Here is a 10,486-nt window from a genome sequence, read left to right on the forward strand (position 1 = left end):
CAAACGTTGCGCTGCTCCCCCGAAGGGCGCCGTCGGCGGGGGCGACTGATGCCGGCGACACCCTTCATCTCGGAGGCCTCCTGAGGCCTGGCCCTTGGTTACCCCTTGGCGATGGGCACGGCGACGAAGCGCGACTGGCCGCCGCTCTTCACCCGCATCAGGACGCTGTTCTTGTTGTCGGTCCGCGCCGTGTTGATGGCGTCGCGGACTTCGCCGGCGGTGCTCACGCTCTTGCCGCCGACTTCGAGAATCACGTCGCCTTCCTTGAAGCCGCGTTCAGCAGCCGCGCTCTTCGGATCGACTTCGGTGATCACGACGCCTTCCTTGCCGGCGCCGGCCACGGAATCGGCGGGCGCGACGGTCATCCCGAGCTTGGGCACATCAGTGCCACGGCTCGCGCCCTTGCCGCTGTCCTTGTCGATGTCGGCCTTGGCCTCGATCGTGTTCGGCAGCTGGCCGAGGGTGAGGTTCACGACCTTGTCCTGGCCCTTGTGCAGCACGTTGAGCTTCACGGTCGCGCCGGGCGCCAGGCCGCCAATTGTACGGGCGAGCTCGCGGGCATCCTTGACGGTTTCACCGTTGACCGACGTGATCACGTCGCCGGACTCGATGCCGGCCTTGGCCGCCGGACCATTCGCCTGCGGCTCGGCAACCAGCGCGCCTTCGGCCTTCTTCATGCCGAGGCTGTCGGCGATGTCGGATGTCACCGGCTGAATCTGCACGCCGATCCAGCCGCGGCTGACCGAGCCCTTGTCCTTGAGCTGCGCCACCACGCTCTTCACAGTGCTCGCGGGAATCGAGAACGCGATGCCGACGCTGCCGCCGGAGGGCGAGTAGATCGCGGTGTTGACGCCCATCACCTCACCGTTGGTGTCGAAGGCCGGACCGCCGGAATTGCCCTTGTTCACGGGCGCATCGATCTGGATGAAATCGTCGTAGGGGCCGTTGCCGATGTCGCGGCCGCTGGCCGAAACGATGCCGGCAGTCACGGTGCCGCCGAGGCCGAACGGGTTGCCGACTGCGAGCACCCAGTCACCGATCCGCGGCTTGCCGTCGGCAAGCTTCGCGAACGGGAAGTTCGAGCTGCCCTCGACCTTGATCAGGGCGAGGTCGGTGCGCTGGTCGGTGCCGATCACCTTGGCTGTGTAGGTCTTGCCGTCGTCGGTGGTGACTTCGACCTTGTCGGCGCCGTCGACCACGTGGTTGTTGGTCACGGCAAAGCCATCAGCCGAGATGAAGAAGCCCGAGCCCTGGCCCTGCACGACGCGGCCGCGACCGCCACCACCCTTCAGGCCCGGGATGCCGTCCGGACCGCCGAAGCGGCGGAAGAATCGCTCCATCGGAGAGCCCGGCTGGAACGGCGACTGCGCGTCATCGCCGTCATCATTGCTCGCGGTCTTTTCCTTGATATTGACCTTCACCGAGATCACTGACGGCTTCACGCGCTCGACGATGTCGGCGAAGCCGATCGGACGCTCGACCTTGCGGACCTCGTTGTTGACCTGCGCATGCGCCGGGCTCGAGAACAGATCGGCTGGCGAGGTCGACGGGCCAAAGCCGTAGACGGCGGCACCGAGGCCGGCGACGACCGAGGCCATCAGCGCGAACTTGCGGGCCGAGAAAACGGACCGGCGGGGCTGCCGGTAGGACGGAAGGTTCGAGAGGTCGGAACGGTCGGTCATGCAGAGATCTCCAGGGCCTTGAAATCCATTTGGTACCTGACGGCGGCACCTTACGAACCTGAAGATGGGGGCTGCCGCCTTACCGTGCGCTGGCGGCGGGGTTAAACTTTTGTAATGAACGGAGAATGCGGATGCGGCAGTTTATCGCGGCCGAAAGTAGTGAGCCTGAAGGAACTTAACGAAGTTCCGGGAACACCCGCGCAGTGCCGGCTTCTGCGCGCAGCAACGTAGCTAGTGAGACTTGGCTTCATCCGCCATCAATGCGGCGAGCCGCGCTTCCTCGTCGGGCGTGAGCGGCGCAGCCGGGACGTCTGCACCACTTCGCGAGCGCCGGCGGATTTGCAGCCATAACGCCAGACCGCCGCCAATCAGCAGCAGCGGCGCGAGCAGCCACAGCAGCATGTTCTGGCGCTCGAAGCGCGGCTTGAGCAGCACGAACTCACCGTAGCGCGCAACCAGGAAATCGAGCACTTGCGAATTGCTGTCGCCTGCCGCGATGCGCTCGCGCACCAGGAGCCGCAAATCGCGCGCGAGCGGCGCATCGGAATCGTCGATCGACTGGTTCTGGCAAACCATGCAGCGCAGCTCGCGCGACAAGTCGCGTGCACGCGACTCCTTCGCAGGGTCCGACATGATCTCGTCGGGCTGCACGGCATGCGCCGCAGGCAAGGCCAGCAGCATCAGCGCGACGAACGCGACCATCATTCGGCGCATCAGATCACTCCGCCGGCTGAAGGCGCTGCTTGGCCCGCGCCGGTTTTGGCGCACCCACCCGCAGGCGCCGGTCCGACAGCGACAGCACGCCGCCGAATGCCATCAGCACTGGCCCCCACCAGATCAGCAGCACCAGCGGCTTGTGATAGATGCGCACGGCAATGGCGCCCTCGGCAGTGGCGTCGCCGAGCGAGATGTAGAGCTGGCTGGCGCCGCGCGTCAGCAGCGCGGCCTCGGTGGTCGAGGAGCCGCGCGTGGTGAAGCTGCGCTTGGACGGCGTCATCACGCTGAGCTTCTCGCCGTCACTGCTGACGTTGAACTCGGCGATCATCTCGTGGAAGTTCGGCCCTTGACGCTGAAACAGGCCATCCAGCTTGACGTCATAGCCGGCGACATGGGCGACGTCGTTTTGTTTCATGGTCGCGATATATTCGCTATTCCAGGTGGTCTCACAAACGATCCCGATCAACGCGACGCCGAGGCCGGCATGCGCAAATACCGAGCCCCAGGCCGAGCGCGGCAGACCGCGGGCACGATGCAGCGTCGTCGCGAACGGCAGGCGAAACAAACCAGTTCGTTCGGCCAGATCCGTCGCTGCGCCGGCAATGACGAAGACGCCAAGTCCGATTGCCAATGGCGCGAGCGCGCTGCCGCCGCGCGCCCAGCCCCAGACCATGGCGACGGCGACGAGCCCGGCTACGCCTGCCGCGAGCAGACGCTGGGTGACGCCGAGCAGATCGCCGCGTTTCCACGCCAGCATCGGCCCGAACGGCACGGCGAGCAGCAACAGCGCGAACAGTGGCGCGAAGGTGAGATTGTAGAACGGCGCGCCGACCGACATCTTGAAATCGGCGAGCATCTCCATCGCCAACGGATAGAGTGTGCCGAACAGCACCACCGCGCAGGCGACCGTGAGCAGCAAATTGTTCAGCACCAGCGCGCCCTCGCGCGAGATCGGCGCAAACAGGCCGCCCTGCTTCAACGACGTCGCGCGCCCGGCGAACAGCGACAGGCTGCCCCCGATGAACAGGCAGAGAATCAGGAGAATGAACACCCCGCGGGTTGGATCGGTCGCGAAGGCATGCACCGAGGTGATGACCCCCGAGCGCACCAGGAAGGTCCCGAGCAGCGATAGCGAGAAGGTCAGGATTGACAAGAGGATGGTCCAGACCTTCAGCGCGTTGCGCTTCTCCATCACCAGCGCCGAATGCAGCAGCGCGGTGCCGGCAAGCCACGGCATTAGCGAGGCGTTCTCGACCGGGTCCCAGAACCACCAGCCGCCCCAACCCAGTTCGTAATAGGCCCAGTATGAACCCATGGCGATACCGAGCGTCAGGAAGATCCAGGCGACCAGCGTCCACGGCCGCACCCAGCGCGCCCAGGCTGCGTCGATCCGACCCTCCAGCAGCGCCGCGATCGCGAAGGAGAACGAGATCGAGAAGCCGACATAGCCGAGATAGAGCATTGGCGGATGCACGGCGAGACCGATGTCCTGAAGCACCGGATTGAGATCGCGTCCCTCGATCGGCGGGTTGGCGATGCGCAGGAATGGGTTGGAGGTCACCAGGATGAAGAGATAGAATGCGCTGGCGATCCACGCCTGTACGGCCAGCACATGCGCGCGCAGCGACAGCGGCAGATTGTTGCCGAAGGCGGCCACCAATCCGCCGAACAGCGCAAGGATCGACACCCACAAGAGCATCGAGCCTTCATGGTTTCCCCACACGCCGGTGATCTTGTAGAGCAGCGGCTTCATGGAGTGGGAATTCTCGTAGACGTTGACGACCGAGAAATCCGACTCTACGTGCAGCATCACCAGTGCGACGAACGACGCACCGACGAACAGGAGCTGCACCAGCGCGGTGGACCGCGCCACATTCATCAGCGCGTCATCACGCAGTCGCGCGCCGATCAGGGGCACGATGGACTGGATCAGTGCCAGTCCGAGCGCCAGCACCAGCGCATAATGTCCTGACTCCGCGATCACCGAATTGCTCCCTGCGGATTGCCCTGTGCGGTCGTGGCCCCGGGCTTGACGCCATCGGAAGCTTTGGCGCCGTAATCATCCTTCCAGTGCCCCTGCTTCTTCAGGGCATCGGCGACGTCCTTGGGCATGTAGGTTTCGTCGTGCTTGGCGAGCACGGTGTCGGCCTTGAACACGCCATCGGCGTCGAGCGCGCCTTCGGCGACGACGCCCTGCCCTTCGCGGAACAGATCAGGCAAAATGCCCTTGAAGGCGACCGGAAGCTTTGCGCCACCGTCGGCGACCTCGAAGGTCACCGCGAGATTGTCGCCGCGCTGGAGCGAGCCGGGCTGCACCAGGCCGCCGAGGCGAAACCGCTTGCCGGGCGCGACGTGCTTCTCGGCGACCATGGTCGGCGTCGAGAAGAACACGATGGAGTCGCGCAGTGCGTTGAGCACCAGCGCGGCCGCGAGCGCGAGCACGGCAAGCGAGCCGCCGATGATGGTCATACGTCGCTGCTTGCGCGTCATGGCGTATCCATTCCCTGCCCGTCTCGTCCTGACATCGTCATCCGTCGAGCCCGAGTGTCTTGAGGCCTTCATCGAGCTGGCGCAACCGCGCTGCATCGTTGGCAACCGCCTGGCGGGCATCGGTCGATGCCCCCACCGCCTTGTCGCGATCACCCATGACGAGATAGGCGCGCACCAGGCGCAGCCAACCCTCGACGTCGTCGCCATTCTGCTTGAGGCGCGTGGCGAGCCGTTCGACCATGCCGCGAACCATGGCGTTGCGATCGCCCTCTTTCATGTCCTTGGAAGCCGCGAGGGTCTCATCCGACAGCGCCGGCATCGTAGCGCCACCGCCGCCGACTCGCGCGAGCGAGCTCTGCACCAGAGGGCGCCACGGCGCATCCGCCGGCGCTTTCGCCAGCAGCGCTCGCCAGATATTGGCGGCGTCGTCCTTGCGGCCGTCCTGCTCGGCGGCGAGACCGAGGAAGTAGTTCGCTTTCGGATCATCCGCGCTGAGCGCGCGCGCGCGCTCGAACTCGGTCTTGGCTTCGGCGGTCACGACGCCACCGGCGGCGGCCGAGATCGCTTCGCCGAGGTCGGACCGGCGCTCCGCACTCTCGCCATTGTAGGTGAGCGAGTTGCGATAGGCGCGCACGGCGTCGTCGAAGCGGCCGAGCCGCTCCAGCACGGGCGCGATTACGTTCCAGCCGCGCCCGTCGGTTGGATTCTTTTCCAGATGTTGCTCGACCTGTACGACCAGATTCTCGAGCGACTGCGCCATGCCGGACCCGGATCCGCGCTCCCGCTGCGCCAGCGGAAAGTCCTGAAGCCTGGGCGAGCCGAGCGGCACATAGACACCAATCGCAACCAGCGGCAGGCCGGCAAGCGCCAACACGGCCGCCGCGCGGCGCCATTTGAGGCTGGATTTCGGTGCCGTTGCGGGCTCGCTTCCGGCCGCGGCGAGCAGCCTGCGGCTGACCTCGACGCGCGCGGCGTCGGCTTCGGGCGCTGCGATCAGCCCTGCGGCAAGATCACGCTCGATCTCGGCGAGTTGGTCCTTGTAGACCGCGACTTCGCTGCCCTGATTTTGCGCGCGTCCGCTACGGCCGAGCGGCAAAAGCACGGCGAAGATCGCCGCGACCGTCATCAGCGCGAACACGAACCATAGCGTCATCTGGCAAGCTTCCGGCAGCGCGCAAGCCGCGCCCACAGGTCGCTTTACACCACGGCCGGACGATGCGGCAATTGACAATTGTCAATTCGGCGCGACCGCGCACAGTCCCGAAACGGTGAAAATCCAACGGCTTAGCCGATCTCGAAGTCCGCGCTTTGAGCGGCGTCCTCGCCATGCCCGTTGAAGGCCTTCAGGAAGTATGTTCCCGGCTCGATAGCGTCGGGCAATCTGATGCGCAACGCCCCGACGGGAACGGGCGATGCAACCCTGGTGACGGTCTCAGGAAGCTGCCGACCGCTTGCCTTCTCGACCAGCACCACCTTCGCGCCTACCATCAGCCTTTGATATTTGGCAACGACGACGCGATTTTCGATTTCGATGGAACTGATAACGGATTTCATGCGCCCACAGATAGAAATATCAGAAAGTTGCACGGCGACCGTAGGGCCAGCCACCGACACCGTCAACCTGAAATTGTGACTGCTGAAATATGCGCCTGGATCAGCTCGCGCGCGACGATTTGCGCTCGCCCGTGGCCGCGTTCTCCGCGGCGCGGCTCATCAGCGAGGCATAATCATCCCCGAACAGCACCTGGCAGAAGCGGATCGCGGCCTGCATCTGCTGCTGCCGATAGGTGCGGACCTTGTGATCGGCGCCGCGCAGCGACTGCACCAGCTGCTCGGTCGAACGCTCGACATATTGCTGCAGGTCGGAATAGGTGCGCAGTGTCACCTCGTTGATCGCAAGCTCGCTCGCATAATTGCGACAGGTCGCGACGAAATCGATCAGCGCCACGGTTTCCTCGACCTCGGTGCTGTCGATCCGCGCGCCCGGCGGAATGTCCTTCTCGGCGCGCTGGCGCAGGATGCGGCGGACGCGGCCGGGAACACTGTCGATCTCGGATTGCAGCGCGTTGGAAATGTCGGCCCGGATCGAGGTCAACTGCTTGCCCCAGGCGGAATCATTGCGCAGGTCGAGCTCGGTACGCAGGCCTCGGACGCCGTCGTGCAGCGTCTTGAGATTGCCGGCGACATTGTCGAAATGACCGCGCTTGATGTCCATGCGCAGGATGGCGGCCACGCAGGACAGGTCATGCAGCGCCATCGTGACCGCGACGCCATAGGGCGTTGCCGCGACACGGATCTCGTCGTCGGACGCGGCAATCTTGATGGCGAGGCGGATGATCTGCCACGGCGCGGTCATCCGCTGCACGACGATGGAGAGCGCGAAGGGCAGCATCTGCGGCGTCTGGAGGACGGGAATGTTGAGCGCCGCAGTCACCGAGGCGATCTGGGCATCGCCGAAGGCGCGCAAAGAGCGCGGCAGCTTCTCGTTCAAGGTGGCGATGGCGTCGCGGACCGCAAGCACCGCCCCGGTCGAATAGAGGTCCTCGATCACGTTGGGCGGACCGACGCGGGCGAGCGCACGCGATTTGTCACCCCCGCCCGGTCCCGTCAGCTCGAAGATGGCATCCGCAGCGACCGCCTGGAGCTTCGAGGCCAGCGCTTCGACTTGCCCTGCGCTGTCGGCCGGCATGCGCGCCAGCGCCGCCTCGAATTCATTCAGCTTGGCCGGAGCACCGTCGCGGCCGAGCCATTGCCAGATCGGAGCCAGCGAAGAGCGGCGGATCTGCCCGGCCCGGATCGGGGCGCCTGCTTCGACCAGGAATGGTTCCAGCACCTGGAACAGCAGCCGCGACAGATCGTCCGTACGCGGCGGTGGGGCCTCGTCGGCTTCCGTCTTGCGGACAATCTTGCGCAGCTGGTCGAGCACGAGGGTTGCCACGGCCGTGTCCTGGCCGCGCTCGAGCGCACGCTCGAACTCCCGCATCAGCAGCGCCTGCGCCTGCGGCGGGAGCTGCGCGAGATAGTCCCTCAGCCGCTCGATCGATGTCTGGCTCATGCGCCCGGGTAATGAACGGTAAAATGGCGGACGTGGGGTCCGTCCTGCTCGATCATAGGTGGGGCCACTTAAGAAGCCGTTTAGGAAGTCGCTCCGAATACCCCTGGTTTCGTCCAGATCGACGTGCCGCAGACCAAATAGTCGCGTCGGAACAAGGGATTATATTCCGGGGAGGACCAGCTCCGCCCGCAGGCCCCCAGTCGGTGCGCGGCCGAGGGAGAGGCTGCCGCCATAGAGCGCAGCGAGCTCGGTCACGATCGACAGCCCCAGCCCCGATCCGGGCTTGGATTCGTCGAGGCGCTGGCCGCGCCGTGAGACCTGGGTGCGCTCGGCCTCCGACAGGCCGCGGCCGTCGTCGTCGACGATGATATGCAGCCGCGGACCGCTGCTCGCCTGATGCGGCGCTTCCACCAGAACTTCGATGAAGACCCGCGAGGCCGCCCATTTGCAGGCGTTGTCGACGAGATTGCCGACCATCTCCTCCAGATCCTGCCGCTCGCCACGAAATTTCGCCGACGGATCGGCCTCGGCCTCGACCACGATGCCGCGGCCGCGGTGGATCTTCTCCATGGTCCGCCGCAATGCCTCGATGGCCGGTGCAACCTCCGTCACCGTCGCGACGACCGAGACCCGCGCCGCGATACGCGCGCGCTCGAGATGATGGGCGACCTGGTCACGCATCACGTCGGCCTGCTCCATCACCTTGGCCGCGAACGGGTCGGTGGCATGCGCGCCGGCCTCGTTCACGATGACCGAGAGCGGCGTCTTGATGGCGTGGGCGAGATTGCCGACATGGGTGCGTGCGCGCTCGACGATCTCGCGATTGGCGTCGATCAGCGCGTTGGTCTCGCGCGCCAGCGGTGCGATCTCGACCGGGAACTCGCCCTCGAGCCGCTCCGCCCGCCCGGACCGAATGTCGGCGATGGATTCGGAGATGCGCTTGAGCGGCGCGAGACCGAAGCGGACCTGAAACACGGTGGTCAGCAGCAACACGATGCCGAGCGCGGTGAACGTGCCGCCAAGGTAGTAATCGAAACTGCGCGTCTCGTCGAAAATCTCGGTGTCGTCGCCGGCGACACTGACGAGAAATTTGCCGTCCGCGCCGAGATCGACCGGCCGCTCCACCATACGCAGATTCTGTCCCTCGGGACCGTCGACATAAGCGATCCGGATGCCGGCGGCGGTAAGCTCGGTGCCCCGCTCTTCCAGCTTCGGCAGCTTCTTGTCCCAGAGCGAGCGCGAGGAGCGCACCTCCGGCTTTTCGGTGTCGGTCCGCGTGATCTGCCAGTACCAGCCGGACAACGGCAGCTCGAACAGAGGCTCGCCGAGCGATTGGAACTGGCGGTCCGGGGGCTCGTCGGGGGTGGCGACCTCGGCGATCAGCGTGCGGAGATAGAGATTGAGCCGGCGGTCGAAGGCGCGCTCGGTGGCATTCTTGTAGACCGACGACAGCACCACGCCGGTGATGGCCAGGATCACCACGAGCCACGCGGTCGCCGACAGAAACAGGCGGTTCGCGAGCGAGCTGGCGGGCATCGGAATGATCCCGGAGGCGCGGGGTGGCATGGGGTCGGAACTCATGACCCGAACAAGGCCTCTGCCGGGCCGCCCGTCAAGCCAAGATACGTCTAGACAAGATAGTCCGAGACACCACGCTTCAAGCGCCGGGGGTCGGCGGGGTCAGGAGATAGCCGAGGCCACGGACAGTCTGGATGATGTCCACGTCGAGCTTCTTGCGGATGCGGCCGACGAAGACCTCGATGGTGTTGGAGTCGCGGTCGAAGTCCTGGTCGTAGAGATGCTCGACCAGCTCGGTGCGGGACACGACGCGCCCCGAATGATGCATCAGATAGGCCAGAAGCCGATATTCGTGCGACGTCATCTTGATGGGATTGCCGGATACGCTGACCCGGCCGGTCCTGGTGTCGAGCGTGACGGGGCCGCAGCTCAGCTCGCTCTGGGCATGACCGGTGGAGCGGCGCAGCAGCGCGCGGATACGCGCCAGCACCTCCTCCAGGTGGAACGGCTTTGCGACATAGTCGTCGGCACCGGCATCGAAGCCCTGGACCTTGTCGCTCCAGCGGTCACGCGCGGTGAGGATCAGGACCGGCATGGTACGGCCGTTGCGCCGCCAGGCTTCCAGCACCGAGATGCCGTCCTTCTTCGGCAGGCCGATGTCGAGCACCACGGCGTCGTAGGGCTCGTTGTCACCGAGATAATGCCCCTCCTCCCCGTCGAAGGCGCGATCGACGACATAGCCGGCGTCGGTCAGCGCCTTGGTAAGCTGGCGATTGAGATCGGGGTCGTCCTCAACGACGAGCAGGCGCACGCTTCTCTCCAGAATTAGGCCGCATGAACACCCGCACAGATGAGCAATTCCGGCGTGAACTGAATATGAACACGGGGAACCGGCCGCGTTACTTTTTGGTCATATCCGACCTGTTCGCGATCAACGCACTGCGCCCCCCCCCCCCCCCCCCCCCCCCCCCGGCGGGGGGGGGGCCAATTGCCCCGGGTCGCGGGGGGGGGGAGGGTGGGACCC

The 10,486-nt window shown here is 65.6% G+C and carries 9 protein-coding genes; all 9 read right to left on the reverse strand.

The features are described from left to right. Window positions 1–98 precede the first annotated feature (98 nt). Window positions 99–1,682 carry a Do family serine endopeptidase gene (locus AC0L30_RS08220; RefSeq protein ID WP_007593372.1) on the reverse strand — a complete coding sequence of 528 codons (1,584 nt, stop codon included), beginning with the start codon at window positions 1,680–1,682 and terminating at the stop codon, window positions 99–101. A gap of 231 nt (window positions 1,683–1,913) precedes the next feature. Beyond that, window positions 1,914–2,396: a cytochrome c-type biogenesis protein gene (locus AC0L30_RS08225; protein ID WP_007593373.1), complete on the reverse strand. Its 483-nt coding sequence runs from the start codon at window positions 2,394–2,396 to the stop codon at window positions 1,914–1,916. A 4-nt stretch (window positions 2,397–2,400) separates the two neighbouring features. Then, entirely contained in the window at window positions 2,401–4,383 is a 1,983-nt protein-coding gene (locus AC0L30_RS08230) for a heme lyase CcmF/NrfE family subunit (protein WP_007593375.1), read from the reverse strand. Beyond that, entirely contained in the window at window positions 4,380–4,889 is a 510-nt protein-coding gene (gene ccmE, locus AC0L30_RS08235; protein ID WP_007593379.1) for a cytochrome c maturation protein CcmE, read from the reverse strand. Before ccmE ends, AC0L30_RS08230 begins: the two co-directional genes overlap by 4 nt. Before the next feature lie 37 nt (window positions 4,890–4,926). Continuing rightward, entirely contained in the window at window positions 4,927–6,042 is a 1,116-nt protein-coding gene (gene ccmI / locus AC0L30_RS08240) for a c-type cytochrome biogenesis protein CcmI (protein WP_007593383.1), read from the reverse strand. Between the two features lie 131 nt (window positions 6,043–6,173). Further along, the gene (locus tag AC0L30_RS08245) at window positions 6,174–6,443 is read right to left on the reverse strand and encodes a hypothetical protein (RefSeq protein ID WP_007593394.1); all 270 of its coding nucleotides are present in this window, start codon (window positions 6,441–6,443) and stop codon (window positions 6,174–6,176) included. Between the two features lie 100 nt (window positions 6,444–6,543). Further along, on the reverse strand, window positions 6,544–7,944 hold the full coding sequence (locus AC0L30_RS08250; RefSeq protein ID WP_007593396.1) for a hypothetical protein: 1,401 nt from the start codon (window positions 7,942–7,944) through the stop codon (window positions 6,544–6,546). Window positions 7,945–8,103: 159 nt separating this feature from the next. Next, complete coding sequence (locus AC0L30_RS08255; RefSeq protein ID WP_473404115.1) at window positions 8,104–9,480, reverse strand: ATP-binding protein; 1,377 nt, start codon at window positions 9,478–9,480, stop codon at window positions 8,104–8,106. Window positions 9,481–9,601: 121 nt separating this feature from the next. After that, complete coding sequence (locus tag AC0L30_RS08260; RefSeq protein ID WP_007593400.1) at window positions 9,602–10,273, reverse strand: response regulator transcription factor; 672 nt, start codon at window positions 10,271–10,273, stop codon at window positions 9,602–9,604. Window positions 10,274–10,486: the final 213 nt, after the last annotated feature.

Source organism: Bradyrhizobium sp. MI1.11 (assembly GCF_055811255.1).